The sequence below is a fragment of the Bradyrhizobium sp. USDA 3262 genome (genome assembly GCF_054060035.1).
The window spans coordinates 2,395,442-2,419,567 of the sequence record NZ_JBSSCT010000001.1 but is presented as its reverse complement, the minus strand read 5'-3'; the positions used below and the strand labels follow the sequence as shown (position 1 = coordinate 2,419,567).

Genomic DNA, 24,126 nt, shown 5'->3' with positions numbered 1-24,126 from the left:
ATGAAAACGAGTATCGTCACGACGCGGGCGTCGGGGGTCGCCGCCCTGGCGCTCATCTTTACATCAAATGTCACGCCAGCGTCTTCGGCGCAGCCCGTGCCGGAATGCTCGATGTCGGTGACATTGGCGGATTGGGGCGAGAATTCGACCGGCGATATCGACGTCGCATCAGGCCAAAGCTGCCAGATCCCGATCGGAATCCGCGGCACGGTGACGGACTCCTCGATCTCGCAAAAGCCGGCCTACGGCAAGCTGAAGAAGATCAACGCATCGACCTTCGAATACAGGGCGAAGGCCAAGTACAAGGGCAGCGACACGTTTGCCATCAGGGCAACGGGCCAGGGGCCGAAGGCATCCGGCACCTCGGTCATCACCGTGCACGCGACGATCAAGTAGTCACTCGCTCGCACGCCGCACAAGCGACGCGCGAGCATTCCGTGGTCGCGATCGCACCTCCTGTCGTATCGGTACTTTTTTCACCCTTGGCTCGTCCTGACGTTCTGTTAGCCTCGGCACGCTTGGGAAAGAACCTCAATGCTGACGTTGATGTTCGCCGGCGTCTCGCTGCTCTATGCTACGGTTGGTCAAGCTGGCGGGACAGCATTTCTTGCTCTCATGGCATTCGCCTCGTTCCCTTCGAACGAGATGCGTCCAACGGCGCTGCTACTCAATATCATCGCAGCTACCTATTCGACCTGGCGCTTTCATCGCGCGGGCCTGGTTGATTGGGCCAAGCTAAGGCTGCTCCTCATTGCGTCGCTCCCGACCGCTCTTGTCGGCGGGTTCATCGTTCTTGACGAACGTCTGTATGACGTCGCGACCGGAGCGGTTCTTCTCGCTGCTGCGGCTATCCTTGCCTTCCGTCGTCCTAAGGCTGGTGAGCCGGATCGACTGACGCCGGTATGGGGCGCGGGCGCAGTAGGCGCGGGTGTCGGCCTTGTCTCCGGGCTAACCGGCGTCGGCGGAGGGGTCTTTCTCGCGCCCATCTTGGTCGCATTACAATGGGCGTCACCCAAGCAGACAGCGGCGCTGTCAGCGCCGTTTATTCTCGCGAATTCGGCGGTCGGATTGATCGGGGCTGTTTATGCCGGCCAAATGCCTACCAGCGGCACATGGCTTTACGCATTGGCAGCGCTGGCTGGCGCCATGATCGGGACGACGATAGGTCTGCGGTGGCTATCGCAAACCGCTACCAGATATGTTTTGGCCTTCATCCTGGCCGCGGCGGCTATTCAACTGCTGTTCTTCACCGGTCACAAGTCGTTCGGATAAAAATTCGAAAACTACTGGCCTTGCGGCTGCGACGATCTCGCCCCGACGTCTCAAGATGCAATGGTAAAGGCGGCACGAGTCACGCGAGGCCGTTGGAATCGAGGCCTAGGACACTTTGCCGCACGCGACCTAACTGATGGGTGTGACACCCATCATAGATGCTGCATTGAAATTCTGCGATCCTGAATTTGATATTAACGATTTCTTTGGAATGCGCTGATCCCAGCCGAACGACACTGGACCAGGAATAGCCCGCCTCACGGTCCAAAATTGATTGCCTTGCACCTTGGAAATTAGCCGGTCTCGACCGGCGCACCCCACGAGGACGCAAACCATGGCCAATACCGCACCGGTCGTCACGATTGGCAACCACAGCCTGTTGTCCAATCACTGGCAAAAAATACAGCCATGGCTCACTTATTCCGACGCCGATGGCAATTCCGCGGTCAGCTATCAGTTCTTCGACAGCGGTACGTCCGCGACCAGCGGCTACTTCTGGACTCCAACCAATTCCCACTGGGACGCCAACACCGTCATCGACGTCGCGGCGTCTGACCTCTCCGAGGTGTGGTTGCGTTCCGGTTCGGTCAGCGGCTCGGAAACGCTGTGGGCACGTGCCTTCGACGGGACTGCCTGGAGTACCTGGACGTCGTTCACCTTCACGACGATTCCGAACAGTACGCCGGTTGCCACGATCAGCGACCAGTCGCTGCATATCAACACATGGGTGCAAGCCACGGATTGGCTGAATTACACCGACGCCAACGGGGATGCCGCCACCAAATACCAATTCTGGGACAGCGGCACGTCCGCAACCAGCGGCTACTTCTGGACTCCAACCAATTCCCACTGGGACGCCAACACGACGATCGAGGTGTCGGCGGCCGAGCTGGCCGATGTCTGGATCCGCGGCGGTTCGACGACCGGCTCCGAGACGCTGTGGGTCAGGGCGTTCGACGGATCGGACTGGGGCAACTGGGACAGCTTCACGTTGACGTCAACGAACTCGACCCCCGTCGCGACGATCGGCGATCATTCCACGCACATCGATCAGTGGGTCACCATCAGCAGCTGGCTGACGGCGACGGATGCCGATCATGATGCGATCACGAAGTACCAGTTCTGGGACAGCGGCACGTCTGCCACCAGCGGCTACTTCTGGACTCCAACCAATTCCCACTGGGACGCCAACACGACGATCGAAGTCTCGGCGGCCGACTTGGCCGACGTCTGGGTGCGAGGCGGCTCGACGACCGGTTCCGAGACGATGTGGGTCAGAGCGTTCGACGGAACGGGCTGGGGCAACTGGGACAGCTTCACGTTGACGTCGACGCCGAACACGGCTCCGGTCGCGACCGTCAACGACCAGTCGCTGCACGTCAATCAATGGATCAAACCGCAGGGCTGGCTCACTGCCACCGATGCCGAAGGTGACACGATCACCAAATACCAGTTCTGGGACGGCGGCGCGGGGACGACCAGCGCCTATTTCTGGACGCCCGACAATTCCCACTGGGCTGCCAACACGACGATCGACGTTTCAGCATCCGATCTGGCCAATCTGTGGATTCAAGGCGGCTCGACCACCGGTTCCGAGACGATGTGGGTGAGGGCATTCGACGGTGCCGCCTGGAGCAATTGGGACAGCTTTACTCTGACGTCGACCAATACGGCTCCGACCGCGACGATCAACGATCATACCCTGAACGCCGCGCAATGGGCGCAGCTCGTCAACTGGACGACGGCATCCGACGCTGACGGCGATGCGATCACCAAATACCAGTTCTGGGACGGTGGCTCGGCCGCCAACAGCGCCTATTTCTGGACGCCGGCCAATTCACACTGGGCAGCCAACACGGTGATCGACGTTCCGGCGTCCGATCTGTCCAGCATCTGGGTGCAAGGCGGCACCGCCGGCGGCTCCGAGACCATGTGGGTCAGGGCGTTCGACGGCACCGCCTGGAGCAATTGGGACAGCTTTACCCTGACGTCGCTGCCAAACCACGCACCCGATGCCTCGGTCAGCAATCAGACCTTGCACATCAATGAGTGGAGCCAGGTCAGCAATTTGTTGTCCTATTCCGACGTCGACGGAAATCCCGCGGCCGCATACCAGTTTTGGGATGGCGGCAGCAACGCCAACAGCGGCTATTTCTGGACCTCTGCGAACTCCCATTGGGCAGCCAGCACCGTGATCGACGTCAATGCCGCCGACCTCGATGACATCTGGATGCGTGGCGGCGCCACCACCGGCACTGACAGCATGTATGTGCGAGCGTACGATGGCATTGACTGGGGTGCGTGGCACGCGTTCACGCTCTCGACCATCGTCTAGCTGGCCCGGCTTGCCGCGATTTCGGTCCACCTCTCCCCCTCGGGGAGAGGTCGGATTGTGCCTGGCGATGCGAAGCATCGTCCGGTGCAATCCGGGTGAGGGCTCTCTCGATAGACCGTAACCCCTCACTCGATTTGCTGCGCAAATCGACCTCTCCCAAGGGATCTCCCAAGGGAGAGGTGAACCTTCGACGCGGTTTACAGCTCAACCTAATCTCATCGTGCTCTAGCTTGGCGTGAAGATCACCTTGCCCTTGAATGCCGACGCCTGCGCGATCGCCTGCGAAAAATCCTCCAGGCGATAAGTCCCCACGACCGGCGCGCTGATCGCGCCCGATGCGACCATCGGCACCAGATGGTCGTACATTCCGGCCAATGCCTGATCGGTCGCGGTCTTGCCCCAATGGCCGAGCCAGAAGCCGCGCACCGACACCTCGTTGAAGATCACGCTCAAGGCCGAGCCGGAGAACGGCTGGCCGCTCATCGCGCTGTAGATCACCAGCACGCCCTTTGACGCGAGGCAGTTCATCAGGTTCAAGGCGGATGAACCGCCGACGACGTCAAGCGCCAGCTGGATCGGCGCCCGACCCGTTTCCCTGGCGACGCGCTTGGCGAGATCCGGCCCGTCGAGCAGCACGATATCGCCGCCGATCGCCTTGACCTCATCCACGACCTCCTCGCGCCGGACGATGTTGACGGTCTTGAGCCCGAGCGATCTGGCGATTGCGATCACCGCGCGGGCCGTCGCCGAGTTGGCGCCGTTCTGGATCACCCAGCCGCCGGGCGCGACTTTCACGAAATCGGTCAGCAGCAAATAGGCGGTGGCCGGGTTGACCCCGATCATGGAGAGCTGCCGGACATCCGCATTCTCGGGCAGCGGACGCTGCCATGACGCCGTGAATTTGACCCGCTCGGTCCAGGTCGGGACTGTGAACGGAATCAGCGTGCGGTCGCCTTCCTTCAGGTTCCTCACCTGTGATCCTCTGGCGACGACCCTTCCAACGCCCTCGATCCCGAGCGTGGCCGGCGGCGACGGCAGATAGCCGTATCGCCCGGCGATGATCATGAAATCCGAATTGTTGATCGGCGCGGCCTCCACCGCGACCACGACCTCGTCGGGGCCGGGGCTGCCCACGTCCGGCACCTCGTTGAGCTTGACCACCTCCGCAGCACGTCCGAACGCAACGACCTGAACAGCTTTCATGGCGTGACCTCCCGATTTCATTATGTACTTCTAAGTACAGAATAGAGATTACGTCAATAGCCGGACCTGCCTTCACGGCAAGGTGAAGGCTTCACATCCGACGCGAGAGTACATAAAAGACGGATATGGCAAGGCCGCGCAGCTTCGATCCGGACGATGTCCTGGAAATCGCCCGCCAGATGTTCTGGCGGAAGGGCTTTCAGGCGACTTCGCTCGACGACATCACGGCGGCGAGCGGCGTCGCCAAACCCAGCCTCTACGCGGCGTTCGGCGACAAGAACACGTTGTTCCTGAAGGTGCTGGACCGCTATCACGACGGCATCCTCGGCTGGGCCGAGCGCGTGCTGGCGCAGCCGGGGCCCGCGCGGGACATCATCAAGCAGTGGCTCACCGGCTTCATTCCCTATTGCTCGGGCGAGAAGGGACAGCGCGGCTGCCTGTCGATCAATTCCGCGACCGATGGCTCGCTCGACCAGGTCGAACTCCGCAAGAGCATCGAGCGCTACAACCGGCGGCTTGAAGAGCTGCTCCGCACGCGGCTGCGCACCGATCGCGCCCAGTTCAGCAAGGGCTTTGACCCCGACGTCACCGCCCACACCATCATGGTGGTGCATGCCGGCCTGCTGGCGCTCGCGCACCAGAGGCCGGATTCGAAGCAGGTGAAGGCCGTGATCGACCAGGTGATGAGCCTGCTCGCCTGAGCTGGCCAGCCCCCGGCCTTCCGGCAGCGCCCCGCGCGCCTCTCACGAATGTGATAAAATGACGATCATCATCTGATTGATGTCCTGATCCCGATGACCATGTCCGGGTTGGCTGTCATGGGCTTTCCGGATTTGAGGATCAGATGAGCAAACGGTTTTGGCGTGCGACGCTCGTTGCAGTCACCGCCTTCTTGGCGAAGCCGGCGATCGGGCCGGCGCAGGCCCATGATCACCAGCAGCCCGAGTTGAACGGCTGGTATGAGAGCCTGCGCAGCGTCAAGGGACCCTGCTGCGACGGCAGCGACGCGAAGCGTGTCGATGACGCCGATTGGGACACCAGGGACGGCCACTATCGTGTCCGCCTCGAGGGTGAGTGGGTCGACGTTCCCGATGACGCCGTCGTCGCCGGACCGAACCGCGCCGGCCGCACCATGGTCTGGCCGTATTACCTGGACGGACATCCGAGGCCACGCTGCTTCATGCCGGGCAGCATGGGCTGAGCATGATGAAGTCAGTTCGATCAATCTCACGACGCACTGACTCCACCTCTCCCGCTTGCGGGGGAGGTCGCATCGCATCAAAGATGCGATGCGGGTGGGGGCTTTCTCCGCAGCGTGACTCGCGGAGAGAGCCCCCACCCCAACCCTCCCCCGCAAGCACAGGGGAATCGCATATGCCCCTTCGGCGGCTGCGGAGGTAACTCGGCCTCGTGGCTCGAGACGCGCCGCAAGCGGCGCTCCTCACCATGAGGGTCTACTATTGTGCCGCAAAACAAGATCCTCATCCTGAGAGCCTGACTGAAAAATGGGGTGAGTGATCTCAGTGGGGTGTGATTCCATCGGATTTGCAAAGATTCGAGGGAGAGCACGATGCCCTGGACTGAGATCACTCGGGAGCAATATCGGCGGGACGATCTGCGTTATGCAAGCGATATGACCGATGCGGAGTGGGCGCTGATCAGACGCCTGTTGCCGCGAGCGAACCGGCGCGGCCGGCCGCGTAAGACGGAGCTGCGTCGTGTGGTCGAAGCGATTCTCTATATCGTTTCGACCGGCTGCCAGTGGCGGGCGCTGCCGCGGGAGTTCCCGCCCTACTCGACGGTGCAGGGCTATTTTTATAGATGGCGGGATACAGGCCGGTGGCAAAGGATTGTCAGCGTCCTTGTCCGACGGGCGCGAAAAAAGCTTGGACGCGCACCGAAGCCGACGGCAGCCGTGATCGACAGTCAAAGTGCGCCGACCACGCAAGCTGGCGGACCGCGCGGCTACGATGCAGGCAAGCGCATCTACGGCCGCAAGCGGCATATTGTGACGGATACCAATGGCCTCCTCCTCGGGGTTCATGTTCATCCGGCCAACGTTCAGGACTGCCATGGCGCCGTACCGCTGCTGAAGAACGTGCGGATGAACTTCCCCCGGCTGCGCCACGTCTTTGCCGACCGGATCTACCGCGGAAATCAACTCCTCGACGCGCTCTCAGACTGCGGTCCATGGACTGTCGAGATCGTCGAGCGGCCCCAAGGCGTCAAAGGCTTCCAGCTTCTGCCGAGGCGGTGGGTGGTCGAACGCACATTCGCTTGGTTCGGCAGATGCCGCCGCCTCGCCAAGGACTTCGAGGCGACGGTGGCAACCGAAGCTGCCTGGCTGCTGATTGCACACATGAGGCTCCTGACCCGCAGACTTGCCGCTGCCCGCAAGGATGGGTGACTTATGAGTCAGACTCTGAGGAGCCCGCCGAAGGCGGGCGTCTCGAAGGATGGCCGCGAGGATACTGCCCGACAGATTTCTTTCCATATGCGATTGCCCTGCCCGCAAGCGGGAGAGGGGGCGCACCACCTTGCGATTGCCATTCAACCTCATCTCTTAGGCGATCAAGTTGCGCAGGCCGGCGTCCTGCGGCACGGCTGATCAGAGATCAAGCTGGATCCGATCCTCGCCGTCGGCCGCCCCCTTCGCCGGCACCGCGCAGCAGATCAGCACCTCGTCGTCGGCCACCTCTGCAGTGGGCTGCTTCACATAGGTCACGGCACCTGCCAGCAATCTGGTTCGGCAGGTTCCGCAATTGCCTTCCCGGCAGCTGAAGGCGGGGCTGAGGCCGCGCGCTTCCGCCAGTTCGAGCAGCGTCCCCGCCTCCGGCGTCCAGCGCGCCTCCTTCAGCGATGTGGTGAAGGCGACCGGGATCGGCGTCGTCGCCCGTGGCCGGCGCGGCGGCGCTGCAGTGACGAGGTCGGGCTTCCGGACCAGCGATGAAGGACCGAAGGCTTCGGCGTGAACCCTGCCGTCGGCAATGTTGTAGCCGCGCAGGGCGTCGTAGAGCGATTGGGTGAACTGCGGCGGCCCGCACAGATAGAAGTCATAGTCGTTGAACGGCAGGACGCGCGACAACAGCGCCATGTCGATCCGTCCCGCAGCGTCGTAGTCTGTGCCCTGCTCGGCGCCGTCGACATCGCCGAGGACGCGGATGATCCGCACCGCGCCGCCGGCGGCATCCACCAGCTGCTGCAATTCATCGCCGAACGCGCGGTCCCGTTTCGCATGCGCGGCCTGGATCAGGGTCGTCGGCCGGATGCCGCGGGTGCGCAGCCCTTCATAGACCACGTGGCGCAGCATCGCGAGCAGCGGCGTGATGCCGACGCCGCCGGCGAGCAGCACCGCGGGACGCTTCTCGCGCGCATCGATCGTGAAGCCACCAGCCGGCGCGCGCGCTTCGATGATGTCGCCGACATGGATGGTGTCGTGGAGATGCTGCGATACGACGCCGTCGCGCTTCACGCTGATGCGGTACATGTCGTCCGACGGCGCGACCGACAGCGTGTAGGTGCGGATCACCGGCTTGTCGATACCGGGCAACGAGAGACGGATCGGCAAATGCTGTCCCGCCTGGTGCGGAAGCAGCCCCGCGCCGTCGTCCGGCTGCAAATGAAACGAGCGGATCGATCGGCTCTCGTCGACGATCCCAGTCACCTTGAACGGCCGCCACTGCGTCGCGCGCTCGGCCGCGCGGACCCGCTCGGCGGCCTGCGCCCAGTCGCCGGTCATCAGCGAATTCGGCGACCAGCCTTCGGCCCGGAACGCCCAGCGCAGCGGCAGCGCGCCGCGCCTGCGCACCACGCGGCGGGCACGGAAACTCCACAGCCGTTCGGCGCCCTGAAACGCCGCGATCTCCGGCGAGTCCAGCATCACCTCGGCATCACCGCTCAGCTGCAGCAAGTCGCCGGTTTCGAAATCGACGAACACCAGCCCGGCCTTGCCGTTGACGAGGATGTTGCCGAGCGTGTTGAAGAACAGGTTGCCGGCGAAATCGGGGATCGTCAGCGTGCCGTCGTCGGCGACGCGGACGAAGCCCGCGCGGCCGCCGCGATGCGAGACGTCGACCTGGCGACGGTCCTCCCGCTCGGCATAGGACGCCACGAAGAACGTGTCGGCCGCCTTGATCGTGTCGCGCGCGGCCTGATCGAGCGTCGTGCTCGCCTCGACCTCTCCCGCAAAAGGTTCATCCGGCTCGCGCACGAAGGCGAAATCGCGAAGCTGGATGTACTGCGCGCAATTGCCAAAGCTCTGATCGAGCTCGAAGCTGAGCGTCTTGCCTGATCCTGCGCGCAGCAGCCCGTTCGCACGGTTGCGGCGCCGCGTGTGCAATTCGATTCCGAGCAGTCCGATCGCATCGCCGTCGCGCATGCCTTCGCTGACGGGATCGCTGGCGTCAGGCCGCGCATCGATCTCGAGGCTGCGCGGCGTCGGCGAGGAGATGAAGCCGGGCCGGCCGGTCAGCAGCGAGGCCCAGGCGTCGCCGCTTTGGTCCACGCTGCCGACGACGATGAAGGGAATCTGCGCGAAGAAATCGCGATGCTGGTCGGGCATGAAGTCGCGCACCGCGCGCTGGCCGACGGCCTCCATCTTCTCGGCGACACCAACCTGCTGCTGGATCGCCTTTTCGCCGGCATGCCAGGTCGCGAGCTTGTGCTTGGTTCGTCTGTCGCTCATCGTATCGCCCTCCCCTTCGGGGTTGGACGGGCGCGCCCGACGGCACGCCCGGTCAGCAGGTCACGCAGCCGCCAGACCGACAGGGGTCTTGGCGAAGGCCACGAAGCCCGGCAGCGCCTCGATCCGGCGCAGCCACGCGTTGACGCGCGCATAGGCGGAGAGATCGACATTGCCTTCGGGCGCACTCGACAGATAGCTGTAGAGCGCAACGTCTGCGATCGTCGGCGCCGTACCGACCAGCCAGTCGCGACCGGCGAGATGGGCTTCGAGCCGCTTCAGCAGAACGTGCGCCCGCGCGATCACGTCGTCCGGATTGTGCTTTGCGCCGAACACGGTGATGAGGCGTGCCGCAGCGGGCCCAAACGCGAGATCGCCGGCAGCAACCGACAGCCAGCGCTGGACCGCGGCAGCGCCCTTTGCATCCTGCGGCAGCCAGTCGGTGCGGCCGAGCTTGGTCGCGAGATAGACCAGGATCGCGTTGGAGTCGGAGATGATGACGTCGTCATCGTCGAGCACCGGCACCTGGCCGAACGGATTGAGCGCGAGGAATTCCGGCCGCTTCTGCGCGGCGGACTTGAGGTCGACGTCAACCAGTTCGTGCGGAATTCCCAGCAGGGACAAAAACAGCCGCGCGCGATGCGCGTGGCCGGAGAGAGCGAAGTGATAGAGCTTCATGTGCCGTTCCTGATGTGGTGGACGGGTTCATTCCCGACCGCGACCTCAAGGTGGCCCATTGCAGCGGTTATTATAATTGCCGTTGACGGCACTTCATTATTGCATAATCCGCAACAACCTTATCTGGGTTACGGCCGGGCTTGTCCCAGGCATGACGAGGTCCGCGGCGGTGCGCACGGTCGCACGAACTACGCCAACGCGCCGGCTAGATCTCGACGATCACGTAATTGTCCTCGATGTGCACCGGGAACGTCTCGGCGACATACGGCCCCTTCTGCAACTCGGCGCCGCCTTCGACCGCGACCGGATAGGAGCGGATCCTGAACCGCTTGGGATCGAACCAGGACTGCCCGTTGCGCATGTCGAATTCCCAGCCGTGCCACGGACAGCGCAGCATCTCGCCGACGCGGTCGCGCTGATAGATGCCGGGCTCCGGCGAGGTCAGGCGCGCGACGCAGGCCGCCTTCTCCAGCGGCGCGCCTTCATGCGGACAGCGATTGAGCAGCGCGAAGAACTCGCCATTGACGTGGAACACGACGATGTCGCGGCCCTCGAGGCCGAACACCTTGTTGCCGCCGGCCGGAATCTCACTGGTGCGCGCGACGATGTGACGGGTCATGATCAGAACTTGTAAACCGCGCGGGCGTTGGCATTGAAGATCTTGCGCCGCTCGGCGTCCGTCAGCGGCGTCTTGAAGGCGTAGCGCGCGTCGTCATAGTCCCAGTGCGGATAGTCCGACGAGAACAACAGCCGGTCGATCCCGACCCATTCGATCAGCTGACGCAGGTGCCTTGCTTCATCCGGCTCGTCGATCGGCTGGGTCGTGAACCAGAAATGCTGCTTCACATATTCGCTCGGCCTGCGCTTCAGATGCGGCACCTCGCTGCGGAAACGTTCGAAGTGCTGATCCATCCGCCACATCGTCGCGGGGATCCAGCCGAAGCCGCCCTCGATGAACACGATCTTCAGTTTCGGGAAGCGCTCGGGAACACCTTCCAGCACCAGGCTGGTGAGGTTCGAGGCCACCGTGTGCGCGTTCGACTGATGCTCCTCGCAATAATAGGACGGCCAGCCGCCGCCGGTCGGCGCATGCCCGCCATAGCCGCCGACATGGATGCCGAGCGGCAGATCGAGCTCTTGCGCGCGTTCATAGATCGGCCAGTAGCGGCGGCGGCCGAGCGGCTCGTTGGCGCGCGGCGAGACGTTGATCTGGATGTATTCGCCTGATTTGGCGCAGCGCTCGATTTCGGCGAGGCCGAGGTCGGAGCCGTCCTGCCCGACCAGGATCGAGGCCTTCAGGCGCGGATCGCGATGCGCCCAGAACGCCAGTTGCCAGTCGTTGATGGCGCGCTGGATAGCGGCGCCGAATTCCAGATTCTGCTGCGAGAAGATGAAGAGGTCGAGCACCTGCAGGATCCCGAACTCGACGTCGAAGGGATCGAGATGCTGCTTGCGCATGAAATCGAGATCGGAGCCGGGCACGCCGCCGGTCGGCGGCCAGGCATCGCGCCGCGCGATCAGCGGCGAGGAGCGCGGATACGGCGTGGTGCCGATATAGGGCGTGCGCAGATGGCTGCCATATTCCTTCAGATGCTGCTGCCAGCGCTTCGGCAGGAACTCGTTAAGGTCGCTGTGCGCGTGAATGCTCGGATGGATGTCGCAATCGATGATTCTGAGCCGCGACGCGGCGGTCTTCTCCTGGTCGAGCATCGGGCGGTCGATGACGTCACTCATGCGATCCTCCTTTGAATTTGGTCAGGCGTCGAGCTTCAGACGCGGGAACGTTTCAATCGGATTGTCCTCGCACATCCGCTTGACGATGCTGTCAGGCAGATATCGCGGGATCGGATCGTCGCCGTCGAACTGCCAGTGCGGATAGTCGGATGCGAACAGGAACATCTTGTCGGAACCGATCTGGTCGATGATGTCGGCAACGCTTGTTGCATCCAGCGGCGCGTCGAACGGCTGCATGGTGACGCGGAAATGGTCGCGGATGATCGCGGCCGGCTCGCGCTCTACCCACGGCACCTCGACGCGCACGCCGCGCCAGGTCTTGTTGGCGCGCCACATGAAGGCCGGCAGCCAGCTGACGCCCGACTCCATCAGCACGACCGTCAATCCGGGATACTTCCCGAACACGCCCTCATAGATCAGGCTCAATGTCTGCGCCTGGAACGCCTGCGCTTCCGCGAGATAATATTCGTAGCGATAGGACGGCCAGCCGATCGAGCTCGGCGCACCGCGGTAGGCGCTGCCGGCGTGGATCGCGATCGGCAGCTTGTATTTCTCCGCCGCCTGATAGATCGGCCAATAATGCCGCCGGCCGAGCAGCGTCTCGCCCTGCGAGGGCACCAGCACCGAGACGAAGCGATTGTCGCCGGCCCTGCGCTCGATCTCCTCGACCGCAAGGTCCGGCGCCTGGATCGGCACCACGATCGAGGCGCGCAGCCGCTTGTCCCTGGCAAGCCACTCGGCCGCGATCCAGTCGTTGATCGCCTTGCAGAAGTCCGCCGCCATGTAGGAATCGAACACCGCCTGCGCGCCATAGACGACGTTGCAGATCGCGTGGCTGGCGCCGAGCTGGTCGAATGCCCCGCGCTGCACCATGGCGAGATCGCTGCCGGGCTTGCTGCCGTCGGCCGGCCGCCAGTCGGCGCGGCCGGACAGCGGCATCGACGGCGGATAGGAATTGAGGTCGAGCCCGTCGATGGCGCGGCTGACGACCTGTTCCTTCCAGTGATCGCTGAGATAGGGCAGCAGCGTGGTGCGCGTTCCCCCCACCGCGGGATGGATGTCGCAGTCGATGCGCGTGGCCGCCATGGCGTTCCCCGGATTGATCTTCTTGTCGTCATTGTTGGCGGCATCGCTGCCACGGATCGGACTGTGCCGCCGATGGCGCTATCGTGCAAGCGGGTCCACGCGGGGCCGCCCTGCCCTGTGCGCATCCGCGCCTCACGCGAAGTTGCGGGATCGCGTGTGAATGGCGTCACCTGTTCAGTCCGCAAGACGTGCTAGCGATTCCGCGCCGCGGAAAGCGCAGATACAGGAGATGGGAATGAGACTGGGCCGATCGACGATCCTCGCATGTTCGATGTCGCTGGCCGCGTCGGCCGCGTGGGCTGCGCCTGCGACCACCTCGGGCTCGGTCGCGCTGGCGCTCGCCGGCGTGGTGGCGCCCTACTCGCCGTTGCCGGCCAAGGAGAAGAAGGCGGTCGCCGCGTTCTTCAATGGTGACAGCAACGTCCCCTATGCCAGGAAGCTCGCCGTCACCGCCGACAAGGTGGTCTGCCGCGCCAGCAATGTCGCCATCACCTCGCGTTCATGCGAACTGAGCTTCGGCAGCAAGACCCACACCGTGAAGGGCAGCGAAGCCAACGCGATGTTCGCGACCGTGGCGCTGGCCGGCGTGCCGCCCGACGGCGCCGCGGGCACGATCTACGAGGCGCTGTCGAAATTGTCCTGCACGCTCGATCCAACAGTGATCAAGGACAAGGCCGGCGGCGGCGCCGACTGCAGCTTCGAGCCGGGAAACTAGTCCACGCTCAGACTCCCTGCACGACGACGCCCAGCCTCGCAGCCACGCGGCGCGCGGTCTCCTCCCGCTGCGCCGTGATCGCGCGCACGGCCTGGCGGGCCTGTTGCAGGATGGCAGGCGGCGCCGTCTCCGGCGTGCCGCTGTCGAACGGCGGCTCCGGTGCATAGGCCATGTAGAGCTGGATCGACCGCGCGGCATCGTCGCCACGCAATTCAGCGGCCAGCCGCAACGCTCCGTCGATGCCCGAGGTCACGCCGGCGGCAAAGATGTAGCTGCCATCGATCACCACGCGCTCATTGACGGGAACGGCGCCGAAGAATGGCAACAGATGCAGCGAGGCCCAATGCGTCGTCGCCCTGCGTCCCTTCAAGAGGCCGGCCGCTCCGCACAGCAGGGCGCCGGTACAGACCGAGAAGATGCGGCATCCGCCCGCCGCCTGCCGGCTGATCCAGCCGAGCACCTCCGCATCTTCCATCAGGGCTTCCTGACCGAACCCGCCGGGCACATGCAGCACATCGAGCGGCGGCGCATCGGCCAGCGTCGCGTCGGGCAGCAGCTGCAATCCCTTGAGGTCCCGCACCGGCGCGATGGTCCTGGCATAGATGCGGCAGGTCGAATTCGGAATCCGTGACAGCACCTCGAACGGCCCGGTCAAATCGATTTGATCGACGCCTTCGAACAGCAGCGAACCGATCCGCAGATGAACATCGTGAGCAATCATCGAACTTACCTCGAACTTTCCTTGCGCTATGGACAAAGCGAATCTAGCGCGGCAGGTTTCGGCGATGACGCCAACCAGCCCACGTTTTTCGCCAAACCGCCGCTCGATCGAAGTGCTGGCCTATCCGGCCGTGCAGTTGCTCGACGTCACCGGGCCATTGCAGGTGTTCGCATCCGCCAATGCGTTGGCCGCCAAGGCAGGCAACGCGGAGCCTTATGACGTCCGCGTCGTTGCCAAGGCTGGCCCGAACGTCGAGTCGTCCGCCGGCGTCGGGCTCGCGGTGCATCCACTGCCCGCCATCGGCACCACGGTCGACACGCTGGTGATTCCAGGCGGTGACGGCGTCAACGCGGCGGCGAACGATCGCATGCTGGTTGACTGGGTGTGCAAGCGCGCCGGGCAAGCGCGCCGCACCGCGTCGGTCTGCACCGGCGCGTTCCTGCTCGCCGCATCCGGCGCCCTCGATGGCCGCCGCGCCGTGACCCATTGGCAATTTTGCGCAGAGCTCGCCGAGCGCTTTCCCGATGTCCGCGTCGAGCCCGATCCGATCTTCGTGCGCGACGGTTCGTTCTGGACGTCGGCCGGCGTCACCTCCGGCATCGATCTGGCGCTGGCGCTGGTGGAGGAGGATCTCGGCCGCACGGTGGCGCTTGCCGTCGCCCGCTATCTCGTGGTGTTTTTCAAGCGGCCGGGCGGACAGGCGCAATTCAGCGAAATCCTGTCGCTACAGGCAACCGACGACAGGTTCAGCGCGCTGCACGACTGGATCAGCAACCATCTGGCCGGCGACCTCTCGCTGTCGACGCTGGCGAAACAGGCCGGCATGAGCGAGCGCAGCTTCAGCCGCCACTACGCTGAAGCGACCGGCTTGACGCCGGCGCGCGCGATCGAGCGGCTCCGGGTCGAGGGCGCGCGGCATCTGCTCTCGGAAACGCGCCTGCCGATCAAGCGCATCTCACAGCGCTGCGGCTTCGGGTCCGAGGAGACGATGCGCCGCAGCTTCCTGCGCTTGCTGTCGACCACACCGCAGGACTACCGCGCCAGATTTGCGGTCTAGGACATGAAGCTATTTGCGGTCGGCACGCAGTGAAAGACGCTGAAGCGCGATCGCCTCAGCCGTTCCAGGCATATTCCTGCAACGCCGCCTCCAGCGGCGGATTGGTGACGCTGCCGGTGTAGTTGGTGATGGTCGACGCCGCCACGATGGTGATCACCTCGAGCACGAGGTCCTTGTAGAACCCGGCCGCCAGGAATCGTTCGATCTCCTCTTCGTCGAGCCGGCCGCGCTTCTCGATCAGCGACCGCGCCAGCGTCGAGAGCGCGCCGAGTGTCTTGTCGGCAGGCGAGCGGCCGGCACGCATCGCATCGACATCGGCCGGATCGAGGCCAGCCTGCAAGCCGAGCGCGGAATGCAGCGCGACCGCCCAGGTGCAGCGATTGGTCACGGCATCGGTAAGCAGCACGGTCTGGATCTGCTGCTCGGTGAAGCTGCCGCCGTGAACCTTGTCGAAGATGCCGATGAAGCTCTGGATCAGCACGGGTGAGGTCGCCATCGTCGCCGCAAGGTTCGGGATCATGCCAAACCGCGCCTCGACGTCACGCAAAGCAGGCCTTGAGGCTTCGGGGGCAGACTCGAGCGTATGGACAGGAAAACGTGCCATCGGAAATGCCTTTCGCGGTGTTGATTGAACCCGAAGCCTCCGGTCGCAACCAGGCTGTTGCGATCGACGCGCCGGCATCAGGATTCGATGGGAGCTATCTAGCCGCGCCCTGACGCGCGCGTTCGCCAAACTTCCCACATTCCGCGCCATCCGGGCGGCGGTGCGAGGCTCGCTGAGCTTCAGCTCCGTCCACTGTCATTGCGAGCGAAGCGAAGCAATCCATGTTTCCGCGCAACGGATGGATGGATTGCTTCGTCGCTTCAGCGCAAAATTGCGCGCAATTTTGTCGCGAGCTCCTCGCAATGACGATTGCAAGTCCCGCTTAGACCCCGGCACGGTCCTTCACCCGCCGCGAGACGATCCCGAGCAGGCGGCCGAGCGTGCCGCCGGCGGGGCCTTTCTTGCGCGCCAGCGCGAGCGGCGCGACGAGGCCCGTGGCGCGGTCGAGGCGGAGATAGGACACGCCGGCGGTCTCGAGCCGCGCCATCGATTCCGGCACGATCGAAATGCCGAGCCCTGCCGCGACCAGGCTGAGCGTCGACACCATCCGCGTCGCCTCCTGCGCCACCTTCGGGCTGAAGCCCGAGGCGCGACAGGCGGCGATGATGCTGTCGTAGAGGCCAGGCCCGGTCGGACGGCGGTAGAGGATCAGCGGCTCGTCGGCGAGCGAGGCCAGCGAAATCCGCCGCCGGGTGTCCTTGCGGGCGCGCGGATGATGGTCCGGCAATGCGACCACCATCTCCTCGTCGAGCAGATGCGTGATCGTGAGGTTCTCCAGCCGCTCGCTTGGCGCGCGCACGAATGCGGCATCGAGGCGATCGGCCTCGACAGCTGCGATCAGCTCTCCGGTCGAGGCCTCCTCGAGCGACAGCGTGATCGCCGGCGCGCGTTCGCGCATTTCGCGCATCACGCCGGTGACGAAGGGATGGAATGCGGCCGAAGAGGTGAAGCCGATGGCCAGTTGGCCTTCCTGGCCGCGGCTCGCGCGGCGCGCGGCCTCCACCGCGAGGTCGGCGTCGCGCAGGATCGCGCGCGCCTTGCCGACGAAGGCACGGCCGGCGGCGGTCAGCTCGACCCCGCGCGGCTGCCGGCGAAACAGCGGCGCGCCGATCGCGGCTTCCAGCGCGCGGATCTGCTGGCTCAGCGGCGGCTGCTGGATGCCGAGCCGCGCGGCGGCGCGGGTGATGTGGCCTTCCTCGGCCACCGCGACGGCATAGCGGAGATGGCGCAGTTCGATCATCGGCAATCCATATCGAAAAGATATGCGAATTCCCGTATCCATATATTGGATATTTGGCACGCGGCCAACTAGAGTCGTCTCAAAGAACAAATCGAACCGGAGCCGCCCCGCCGATGGACGCCATCCCCGCCGCGCAAACCACCAAGCATGTCGCGCCTGATGTCGGCGAGTTGTTCACGGGCTTCTTCATCCTCGGACTGACCGGCTTCGGCGGCGTGCTGCCGATGGCGCGCCACATGATGGTGGACAAGCGCCGCTGGCTCAGCGGCGCGGAGTTCACCGACCTGCTCGGGCTGTGCCAGTTCCTGCCCGGCGGCAACATCATCAACATGTCGGTCGCGGTCGGGCTGAAGTTTCGCGGCATTCCCGGCGCGTTCGCGGCGATCCTCGGCCTGATCGCGGTGCCGACCGCGGTCGTGATCGGCCTTGGCGTGATCTATGGCCGCTTCGCCGACGACCCGGTCGTCCGTCACCTGTTCGGCGGTCTCGCCGCCGCAGCAGCCGGACTGCTGATTTCCACCGCGATCAAGATCGCCTGGCCGCTGCGGCGCGATGTGCTCGGCCTGTTCATCGGCGCGCTCTGCGTGCTGGCGATCGCCGTGCTCCGCTTGCCGCTGCTGCCGACCCTGCTGACGCTGGCGCCGCTCAGCATTGTCCTCAGGTCGAGGCAGGCGTCATGAGCGCAACTCTCGTCACGCTCGCGCTGATCTTCGCCGAGCTCTCGCTGCTCGCCTTTGGCGGCGGCAACACCATCCTGCCGGAGATGCAGCGTCAGGTGGTCGACGTCCATCACTGGATGACGGCGCAGGAATTCGGTGCGCTATTCGCGCTGGCGCAGGCAGCACCCGGGCCGAACATGATGGTGGTGCCGCTGGTCGGCTGGCATGTCGCGGGCTTCTCCGGCGTGCTGGTGACGTCGCTCGCCAAGTTCGGGCCGTCGTCGCTGGTGACAGGCTTCGCGCTTCGGCTCTGGGAACGCTTCAAGGACCGGCCCTGGCGCCGCACCGTGCAGGCCGGTTTGGTTCCGGTCACCGCCGGGCTCGTCACCGCCAGCGCCATCGTCATCACCCACGCATCGGCCTCGAGCTGGGGCACGATCCTGATCGCGGCAATGGTCGCGATCGTCACCACCACGACGCGCATCCATCCGCTTGTCGCGCTTGCCGCCGGCGCGGTGCTCGGCCTGTCCGGCATCGGACAGCCCTGACGTTCGGCCTGCTTGCGGCGATGGCGCATCGTTCCACGCGGCCGAGTGCGCGCTTTCGCCGCAATGGATGCGACGTCGCCAGCGGCTATGTTGATGGTGCCATGATCAACACGCTCCGCATCGACACCCGCATCGCGCGCCGCGAATTGCGCGCCGGACGTCTGCACGCAGGCAATTAGCCGGCCGGCGATCGCACGCCGTCCGGATTCCTCGACGCCATCAAATCATTTCAGTCCGTCGCGTCGCGAGATATCCGCGCGCCGGCGCTCGTGCGCCTCCGATCAACCGCAAAGATCAACCGACATGACCCGAACCATTCAGAGCAGCTTTACCGCCCCGGCATTGCCGCCGATCGTGATCACCGCGAGCGAGGCGCATCGCCTCAGCGCGCTGGCCGATTCCAGCATGGCGGTGTTTCCCCGCGTCGCCCAGTTCCTCGCACGCGAGACAGACCGCGCCCAGCTCGTTGCCGACGACGCCGATTTGCATGACGTGGTCCGCATGGGCTCGCTTGTGCGCTACCGTGACGACGAGACCGGCGACGTCAGGGAGGTCGTGCTCGTCTACCCGCACGAAGCCGACATCGCGCTGCGGCGCATCTCGGTGCTGACGCCGGTCGGCGCCGCGCTGATCGGATTGTCGGTCGGCCAGACGATCGATTTCCAGACGCCGAGCCAGCAGACGCGTTCGGTGACGGTTTTGGCCGTGACGCATCAGGGCTAGCGGTCGCTTCGCGTTGGTGACTAACTTCTCGTAAGGGAGCCACTGGCGGAAGGGCTCCCTCCCCCCTTGCGGGGGTCCGAGGCGAGCGAAGCTCGCTCTCGAGGTTGGGGAGAGGGGTGCGACACGGCACGCTCTCTCCATTCAGTAGAGCACACACGACACGTAGCCGAGATTGCGCGCTGACTTCATTTCGATCATCTCGCCCGGAGCCACCCCTCTCCCCACCCTCTCCCGCAAGGGGAGAGGGAGCCTGACCGGCGTGCTCACCTCACATGCGCTATCGGAGCGCTGAGCGTGTAGCTCATGCCGCCTGATGACACTGCCCCATCTCGATCCCGTGCCGGCGCCCGCGCGCGATACCCTCCGCGATCGCCTTCACGACGATCTCGGCGTCGTCGGGGGAAAGATGGTCGAGCGGCTGCCAGGCGCGCATGATATCGCGTGCGCGATCGAGGTCGCCGTAGATTGCAAGGAGAGGAAGCGATTTGCTCGGCATGTCCGTTGCTCCCAACCGCAGCTGAGCGAGTCTATCTCATCTGGACAGGTCGAGCCATGCGTCCGGCAACCGCGATTGCGCACATTGCAGATCGCCGATGCATGGCGAGGGCGTTCCTGCCCCCGCCATCAACGCATTCGGTCACTCCGCGCCGGAGCCGCCCTGCACGATCTTCTCGTTCAGCTTCTGATCGACGGTCTCGACCGTACGGTCGATCTCGGCGCTCGGCGTGCCGAGCTGGTGCGAGATCAGCTTCACCAAGAGGTCGACGCGCTCGATGAAGGGCGCGCCGGCGGCGACCGCGCGGGCCGCCGATGACGGCTTGAGCAGGCTTTCCGCGGCCTTGGCGTATTTTGCGAACGGCACCTGATCGGCTGGGTCGGCGCCGAGCTTGCGCGCGATGGCGTCGACGTGATCATAGATCGCCTGCGAGCGCGTCAGGTCGCCGTGCACGGCGTCGCGGATCGACTGCGGCTCCGTCGGCGTGATGCAGCGATAATTGCCGGTCAGCAGCATCGACCACTTCGCCAGCGGCACGAACAGCGAATCGAACACCTTCAGCTTCACCGGAACGTCCTGGCCGTCGAGCGTCACCGCGTCGATGTCGGCTTCGAGCTCGCGCAGCACCTTGTTGTGCTTGTCGTCGGCAAAGACGGAGGCCTTGAAGTTGGTCGGCAGGCCGACATGCAGCACGTTGGCCTTCTCCTCCGGCGGACGGAAGGCCTGCGGATCGGGCGAGCACAGCGTGACGAGGCCCGGCTCGAAGCGCTCCCACACCTGCGCGTTGGTGTAGGCCTCCTCGAGGTCCATGCCGGCGAGTGTGGGAATCCGCTTCAGATACGGCAGCGGCGGCATGTTCATGATCGACAGGCAGGGCAGCTTCGCCGCCGCGATCTTGATCATCAGCACGCGAACCGTGTGGTTGGTGTATTGCGGCTCCTGCATCGCAAGGCCGACCATGTCGTAGCGCGACACGTCGACATCGGCGGGCGTGACGGCATCGAGCTTGCCCGGCAGATCGCGCGAGAAGATCGAGCGGTGCTCCTTCTCGTCGCGCAGCTTGATCCGCACCTCGGTGCCTTCGCGGTTGATCAGGTCGGCGGTGTTCTTCCGGCACACCAGGGACACGTTGTGACCCGCCATCAGCAGCTTGGTCCCCAGCAGGGAGCCGTAAGAAGCTCCCAAAATCAGAATGTTGCGCGCCATGCTCTCTCCAATAGCCCTCCTCACGAAAGGCTTGCTCTCCAAAATCCTGTCCGAAGCTGCTGCCGAACCGATGCCCGGTCGATATTGGCCGTCCCGCATCCACGGGCCGACGGTCGCCACATCACCAGACAATCAAGACCCGCTGGTGTATGGTATGCCACCGTCTATCGCAGATCGACAAGCGGCTGCCAAGGGGATTATCTCGCGTGCGGATTTTCGTTCCGCGATCAGGAAGGGCATTCGAGCTTGCAAGTCGCCGCCGACCCGACGGATCGGGCTGAAGAAATCCTCGTCTCAGCTTCCCGGCTGTTTGCCCGTCACTCCTATGCCAACGTGACGATGGAGCAGGTCGCAGCATCGGTGCAGGCCGTACCGGGCGCGCTGTACCACTATTTCCGCGACAAGGAAGATCTCATCTTCCACTGCTATCTGCGCGGCCTTGCAATCTATCGGCACGAAATCGAGGCGGCAGCCGAGCCCGGCATCGACGGGCTCGAGATCGTCAGGCGCTTCGTGCGCGGCAGGCTGCGGCCCGAAGGCCAGCGCATGATCCTGTTCAGCGATATCGATGCGCTGGCCGCGCCCTACAGCAGCGAGGTCCATGCCAAGCGTTGGCAGAACGCCGCGCTGCTGGCGGACATCCTCGATCGGGGCGTGGCGGACGGCTCGATCGCCTGCGACGAACCGCTGCTCACGGCGGTGGCGCTGATCTCCGTCCTGGATTGGGTGCCGTTCTGGCTATCCGAACGCGACTACTACACGCGGCAACAGGCGATCGATGCCATCGACGACATCATCACGCACGGAGTCTACCGGCGCGAGATCGCGCTTCCCAAAATGCCCGAGGCGCTCAGCCTCGCCCCGTTCCTCGAGGCTCGCACAGCGCTGAACAAGCGGGCCGCAAAGTTCGACCGGATGCTGTCGATTGCCTCCGACAGTTTCAATCGCAGGGGCGCGTCGGGCACGTCGCTCGAGAGCATCGCCGTGGATGCGGGCATGACCCGCGCCGGCATCTACTATCACTTCAGCGAAAAGGAGAGCCTGCTGCTGGCCTGCCTGCGACGCGGGCTCGCCGGCGAGGTCAGCATTCGCGAACATCTGCAAGAGCACAGCCTTGGGGCATTCGATCATATCGTTCAGCGAATCCGCCTGCTGTTGATGCTGCACGACACGCCCTGCGGCCCAAAGGCGACCTACCACAACATCAACTATCTCAACGACGCCGACCGGAAAGCCTATGTCGGAGACGTACTGGCGACGATCCGGCAAGACCAGAACAGCTATCAGCGCTGGATCGACGAGGGCCGTTTCCGCCGCATCGATACCTATTTCGCGGAGCGCATTCTCACCGGAATGGGCCATTGGTATCCGATCTGGTTCAAGACCAGGCGTGACTGGTCTCCAGCCGAGATCGCCGATCATTTCGCGCGGCTATTCCTCGCAGGCCTCAAGCCGCGGCGACATCCGGGCTAGTCCGCCACGGCAGCGATCCAGTTTTCTCCTTCCCCTTGAAAGGGGGAAGGTCGGGATGGGGGTCAGCGGCAGGCTATGATGTATGCGGAGAGAGCCGATCCCCACCCGCTTCGCTCTGACGAGCGAAGCGACCTCCCCTTTTCAAGGGGAGGTTTTGAGGCAAGCCCGGACGACGTCAGTTCCAAATGGTGAACCAGCGAGTGAGCGAGTGCTGCTTCATCCAAAAGTTTACCTGTAATTCAAAACAGCGCCCGATTCCGACGATATATAGCCTATAACATCATAATACCTTCCGCTAAAACTTGACGCAGTATTCAAAGCGAAAGTTGCGAAGGCTCGGCGATTGGGGTTATGAGACGGCCTCGATCGCTAAAGATCAAGAAACACGAGCAAGGGAGAACGCAGGATGCATAGGCTGATCGTTGCCGCCGCGGCAGCGCTGACGGTGTTGGGAGGCGCGGCGTCCGCGCAGGAATCCATCAAGATCGGCTATATCGATCCGCTCTCCGGCGGCGGCGCCAGCGTTGGCGAAGGCGGCCTGAAGACGTTTCAGTATCTCGCCGACGAGTTGAACGCCAAGGGCGGCATCCTCGGCCACAAGGTCGAGATCGTGCCGCTCGACAACAAGACCAATCCGCAGGAAAGCCTGGTGCAGGCGCAGAAGGCGGTCGACGCCGGCGTCCACTACATCACCCAGGGCAACGGCTCGTCGGTCGGCGCGGCGCTGGAAGACTTCGTCACCAAGCACAATTCGCGCAACCCCGGCAAGGAAGTGCTCTACTTCAACTACGCCGCGGTCGATCCGGCGATGACCAACGAGAAGTGCAGCTACTGGCATTTCCGCTGGGATGCGAACTCGGACATCAAGATGGAAGCGCTGACCAACTACATGAAGGGCCAGCCGTCCATCAAGAAGGTCTATCTGATCAACATGGACTATTCGTTCGGCCAGTCGGTGCGATCAACGGCGCGCAAGATGCTGGGCGAAAAGCGGCCGGATATCCAGGTCGTCGGCGACGAGCTGCACCCGATGCTCAAGGTCACCGACTTCTCGCCCTACATCGCCAAGATCAAGGCGTCCGGCGCCGACACCGTCGTAACCGGCAACTGGGGCCAGGACTTCGCGCTGCTGCTGAAGGCGGCGGCCGACGCCGGCCTCAAGGTCAACTGGTACACCTATTATGCCGGCGGCGCCGGTGGACCGACCGCGATCAAGCAGGCCGGCCTCGAAAGCCAGGTGTTCCAGATCAGCGAAGGCGTCCCGAACTCCGGCAACAAGGCGGCGATGGATTTCGAGAAGGACTTCCGCGCCAAGACCGGCATTTCCGTGTGGTATCCGCGCGCGGTCAACGAGATGCGGATGTTCAAGGCGGCCGCCGAGAAGGCCAATTCGATCGATCCGGTGAAGGTCGCGGCCGCGCTCGAAGGCATGAAGTTCGAAGTGTTCGACGGCGGTGAAGGCTTCATCCGCAAGGATGACCACCAATTCTTCCAGCCGATCTACATCTCCTCGTTCGGCTCGCTGGCCGACAAGACCAAGGAGCCGTTCGACGAGGAAAACACCGGCTGGGGCTGGCGCATCGTGTCCAAGATCGACACCGCGCAGACGATGCTTCCGACCACCTGCAACATGAAGCGGCCCTGATCGGCCGTCTCAGTCATTCCGGGGCGATGCGCAAGCATCGAACCCGGAAT

At 64.2% G+C, this 24,126-nt stretch carries 24 protein-coding genes; 13 read left to right on the top strand and 11 right to left on the bottom strand.

What is annotated here, in order from left to right:
- Nucleotides 1-111 precede the first annotated feature (111 nt).
- From ACVWYP_RS11260 to ACVWYP_RS11250, 3 genes are all read left to right on the top strand, one after another.
- Nucleotides 112-396 carry a hypothetical protein gene (locus ACVWYP_RS11260; protein ID WP_304498676.1) on the top strand — a complete coding sequence of 95 codons (285 nt, stop codon included), beginning with the start codon at nt 112-114 and terminating at the stop codon, nt 394-396.
- 138 nt (nt 397-534) lie between these two features.
- Nucleotides 535-1,272, top strand: a complete 738-nt coding sequence (locus ACVWYP_RS11255) for a sulfite exporter TauE/SafE family protein (protein WP_304498675.1) — start codon at nt 535-537, stop codon at nt 1,270-1,272.
- 334 nt (nt 1,273-1,606) lie between these two features.
- Complete coding sequence (locus tag ACVWYP_RS11250) at nt 1,607-3,607, top strand: hypothetical protein (protein WP_245288739.1); 2,001 nt, start codon at nt 1,607-1,609, stop codon at nt 3,605-3,607.
- Between the two features lie 225 nt (nt 3,608-3,832).
- On the opposite strand, the gene ACVWYP_RS11245 is transcribed toward ACVWYP_RS11250, so the two are convergent.
- Nucleotides 3,833-4,810, bottom strand: a complete 978-nt coding sequence (locus ACVWYP_RS11245) for a zinc-dependent alcohol dehydrogenase family protein (RefSeq protein ID WP_028341297.1) — start codon at nt 4,808-4,810, stop codon at nt 3,833-3,835.
- A gap of 125 nt (nt 4,811-4,935) precedes the next feature.
- On the opposite strand from ACVWYP_RS11245, the gene ACVWYP_RS11240 reads away from it, so the two are divergent.
- The 3 genes from ACVWYP_RS11240 (at nt 4,936) to ACVWYP_RS11230 (ending at nt 7,217) form a co-directional block, all read left to right on the top strand.
- Entirely contained in the window at nt 4,936-5,511 is a 576-nt protein-coding gene (locus ACVWYP_RS11240; RefSeq protein WP_304498674.1) for a TetR/AcrR family transcriptional regulator, read from the top strand.
- A gap of 143 nt (nt 5,512-5,654) precedes the next feature.
- Nucleotides 5,655-6,011, top strand: coding sequence for a hypothetical protein (locus ACVWYP_RS11235; RefSeq protein WP_304498673.1), 357 nt, complete (start codon nt 5,655-5,657; stop codon nt 6,009-6,011).
- Nucleotides 6,012-6,380: 369 nt separating this feature from the next.
- Nucleotides 6,381-7,217, top strand: a complete 837-nt coding sequence (locus ACVWYP_RS11230) for an IS5 family transposase (RefSeq protein ID WP_028341158.1) — start codon at nt 6,381-6,383, stop codon at nt 7,215-7,217.
- Nucleotides 7,218-7,418: 201 nt separating this feature from the next.
- On the opposite strand, the gene ACVWYP_RS11225 is transcribed toward ACVWYP_RS11230, so the two are convergent.
- The 5 genes from ACVWYP_RS11225 to ACVWYP_RS11205 form a co-directional block, all read right to left on the bottom strand.
- Nucleotides 7,419-9,494, bottom strand: coding sequence for a 2Fe-2S iron-sulfur cluster-binding protein (locus ACVWYP_RS11225; protein ID WP_304498672.1), 2,076 nt, complete (start codon nt 9,492-9,494; stop codon nt 7,419-7,421).
- A gap of 60 nt (nt 9,495-9,554) precedes the next feature.
- A complete protein-coding gene (locus ACVWYP_RS11220; protein WP_304498671.1) occupies nt 9,555-10,169 on the bottom strand; it encodes a glutathione S-transferase family protein in 615 nt (204 codons plus the stop codon).
- A 205-nt stretch (nt 10,170-10,374) separates the two neighbouring features.
- Complete coding sequence (locus tag ACVWYP_RS11215) at nt 10,375-10,788, bottom strand: Rieske (2Fe-2S) protein (protein ID WP_304498670.1); 414 nt, start codon at nt 10,786-10,788, stop codon at nt 10,375-10,377.
- A gap of 2 nt (nt 10,789-10,790) precedes the next feature.
- Nucleotides 10,791-11,903, bottom strand: a complete 1,113-nt coding sequence (locus ACVWYP_RS11210) for an amidohydrolase family protein (RefSeq protein ID WP_304498669.1) — start codon at nt 11,901-11,903, stop codon at nt 10,791-10,793.
- A gap of 21 nt (nt 11,904-11,924) precedes the next feature.
- Nucleotides 11,925-12,989: an amidohydrolase family protein gene (locus ACVWYP_RS11205; protein WP_304498668.1), complete on the bottom strand. Its 1,065-nt coding sequence runs from the start codon at nt 12,987-12,989 to the stop codon at nt 11,925-11,927.
- Between the two features lie 235 nt (nt 12,990-13,224).
- Between ACVWYP_RS11205 and ACVWYP_RS11200 the strand changes: the two genes are divergently transcribed.
- Complete coding sequence (locus ACVWYP_RS11200; protein ID WP_304498667.1) at nt 13,225-13,704, top strand: hypothetical protein; 480 nt, start codon at nt 13,225-13,227, stop codon at nt 13,702-13,704.
- Nucleotides 13,705-13,711: 7 nt separating this feature from the next.
- Here the strand turns inward: ACVWYP_RS11200 and ACVWYP_RS11195 are convergent, their stop codons facing one another.
- The gene (locus ACVWYP_RS11195; RefSeq protein ID WP_304498666.1) at nt 13,712-14,425 is read right to left on the bottom strand and encodes a DJ-1/PfpI family protein; all 714 of its coding nucleotides are present in this window, start codon (nt 14,423-14,425) and stop codon (nt 13,712-13,714) included.
- Between the two features lie 64 nt (nt 14,426-14,489).
- On the opposite strand from ACVWYP_RS11195, the gene ACVWYP_RS11190 reads away from it, so the two are divergent.
- Nucleotides 14,490-15,482, top strand: a complete 993-nt coding sequence (locus ACVWYP_RS11190; protein WP_304498665.1) for a GlxA family transcriptional regulator — start codon at nt 14,490-14,492, stop codon at nt 15,480-15,482.
- Nucleotides 15,483-15,537: 55 nt separating this feature from the next.
- Here the strand turns inward: ACVWYP_RS11190 and ACVWYP_RS11185 are convergent, their stop codons facing one another.
- Nucleotides 15,538-16,002, bottom strand: a complete 465-nt coding sequence (locus tag ACVWYP_RS11185) for a carboxymuconolactone decarboxylase family protein (protein ID WP_304498664.1) — start codon at nt 16,000-16,002, stop codon at nt 15,538-15,540.
- 406 nt (nt 16,003-16,408) lie between these two features.
- Nucleotides 16,409-17,326 carry a LysR family transcriptional regulator gene (locus ACVWYP_RS11180; protein WP_304498663.1) on the bottom strand — a complete coding sequence of 306 codons (918 nt, stop codon included), beginning with the start codon at nt 17,324-17,326 and terminating at the stop codon, nt 16,409-16,411.
- A gap of 113 nt (nt 17,327-17,439) precedes the next feature.
- Here ACVWYP_RS11180 and ACVWYP_RS11175 point away from each other — a divergent pair, with 113 nt between their 5' ends.
- The 3 genes from ACVWYP_RS11175 (at nt 17,440) to rnk (ending at nt 19,256) form a co-directional block, all read left to right on the top strand.
- Nucleotides 17,440-18,006: a chromate transporter gene (locus ACVWYP_RS11175; RefSeq protein ID WP_304498662.1), complete on the top strand. Its 567-nt coding sequence runs from the start codon at nt 17,440-17,442 to the stop codon at nt 18,004-18,006.
- Nucleotides 18,003-18,533, top strand: coding sequence for a chromate transporter (locus ACVWYP_RS11170; protein WP_304498661.1), 531 nt, complete (start codon nt 18,003-18,005; stop codon nt 18,531-18,533). Before ACVWYP_RS11175 ends, ACVWYP_RS11170 begins: the two co-directional genes overlap by 4 nt.
- A gap of 303 nt (nt 18,534-18,836) precedes the next feature.
- Nucleotides 18,837-19,256, top strand: coding sequence for a nucleoside diphosphate kinase regulator (gene rnk / locus ACVWYP_RS11165; protein WP_244980786.1), 420 nt, complete (start codon nt 18,837-18,839; stop codon nt 19,254-19,256).
- Nucleotides 19,257-19,557: 301 nt separating this feature from the next.
- Here the strand turns inward: rnk and ACVWYP_RS11160 are convergent, their stop codons facing one another.
- Nucleotides 19,558-19,752: a hypothetical protein gene (locus ACVWYP_RS11160; protein ID WP_028332921.1), complete on the bottom strand. Its 195-nt coding sequence runs from the start codon at nt 19,750-19,752 to the stop codon at nt 19,558-19,560.
- A gap of 141 nt (nt 19,753-19,893) precedes the next feature.
- Nucleotides 19,894-20,958 carry a ketopantoate reductase family protein gene (locus ACVWYP_RS11155; RefSeq protein ID WP_304498660.1) on the bottom strand — a complete coding sequence of 355 codons (1,065 nt, stop codon included), beginning with the start codon at nt 20,956-20,958 and terminating at the stop codon, nt 19,894-19,896.
- A gap of 246 nt (nt 20,959-21,204) precedes the next feature.
- On the opposite strand from ACVWYP_RS11155, the gene ACVWYP_RS11150 reads away from it, so the two are divergent.
- Together ACVWYP_RS11150 and ACVWYP_RS11145 are read left to right on the top strand one after the other, a co-directional pair.
- Nucleotides 21,205-22,431 carry a TetR/AcrR family transcriptional regulator gene (locus tag ACVWYP_RS11150; RefSeq protein ID WP_304498659.1) on the top strand — a complete coding sequence of 409 codons (1,227 nt, stop codon included), beginning with the start codon at nt 21,205-21,207 and terminating at the stop codon, nt 22,429-22,431.
- Nucleotides 22,432-22,837: 406 nt separating this feature from the next.
- The gene (locus ACVWYP_RS11145; protein ID WP_028341314.1) at nt 22,838-24,076 is read left to right on the top strand and encodes a branched-chain amino acid ABC transporter substrate-binding protein; all 1,239 of its coding nucleotides are present in this window, start codon (nt 22,838-22,840) and stop codon (nt 24,074-24,076) included.
- Nucleotides 24,077-24,126: the final 50 nt, after the last annotated feature.